At 56.2% G+C, this 1,122-nt stretch carries 1 protein-coding gene; it reads right to left on the bottom strand.

Features of this window, described 5'->3' with window-relative positions; all coding sequences use genetic code 11:
• A partial coding sequence (locus tag RBB62_RS20155; protein WP_309401092.1) for an IS630 family transposase occupies positions 1 to 1,062 on the bottom strand: 1,062 nt, incomplete at its 3' end.
• Positions 1,063 to 1,122: the final 60 nt, after the last annotated feature.

The raw sequence follows: 1,122 nt of genomic DNA on the forward strand, positions 1-1,122 counted from the left end.
CGAGTGGTTCATTTTCTCGAAGATGGAATCCGGCGTAGCGGTCCATTGGAATGGTTTTGGGTTTTCGTTGTGCATGTTGATGTATTCGTCCATGGCCTTCCTGAGTTGATTGACTGAGGAGAATGAGCCCCGTCGGATGGCTTGGTTGGTGATTTTGCCAAAGAAGCGTTCGACCAGGTTAATCCACGAGGCTCCGGTGGGGGTGAAGTGAATCTGAAAGCGCTGATGTCGATCCAGCCAGCGCTGGACTTTATCGGTTTTGTGAGTGGCGTAATTGTCCATGATGATATGTAGTTCGTTGCCGTCATCAGGCCAAGCCGTGTCGATTTCCTTCAAAAACATCAGGAACTCCTGACTGCGATGGCGGGCGTGGCTTTTGCCCAGGACATAGCCCGTGGCAATGTCGTAAGCAGCGAACAACGAAAGGGTTCCGTGGCGTTCGTAGTCATGACTCTGGCGCTCGGGGATGCCCGGTCGCATCGGCAAAATCGGCTGGGTGCGCTCCAGGGCCTGGCACTGGCTCTTCTCGTCCACGCACAGGACAATGGCCTTTTCCGGCGGATTGAGATACAGGCCCACAATGTCGCGAACCTTCTCCACGAACATCGGGTCTTTGGAAAGCTTGAAGCCCTTGACTTGGTGGGGTTTGAGGCCGAAGGCCTTCCAGATGCGGCGCACGGAATGGTCGGAGATGCCGGATTTTTCCGCCATCAGACGGCTACTCCAATGCGTGCGGGCCTTGGGCTTCTGCTCCAGGGTCTCGGTCACAACCTCCTCGACTTTTGCATCCGAGATCGTTCGGGGAGCTCCCGGACGAGGCGCGTCTGTTAGCGCCTCGATGCGCCCGGCGGCGAAGCGTGAACGCCATTTGCCCACGGTTTGCACGCACACGCCCATGCGCTCCGCCACGGCTTGATTGGCCAAGCCATCCGCGCAAGCAAGGATGATGCCGGCGCGCTGCGCATCACGTTGGCTCGACTTCGGACGAGAAGCCATCAGCTCAAGCTTGCACCGTTCATTTTCACTCAAGGTTATCTCTTCTACAGGTCGTCCTTTTGGCATGAGCGAAGATAAGCAGGAAGGAAGCCAATTATTTAGCGAATTTAACTCGCGGGACACTAG

Origin of the sequence: Cerasicoccus maritimus, from assembly GCA_031296935.1 — a bacterium.
Classification (GTDB): Bacteria; Verrucomicrobiota; Verrucomicrobiia; order Opitutales; family Cerasicoccaceae; genus Cerasicoccus; species Cerasicoccus maritimus.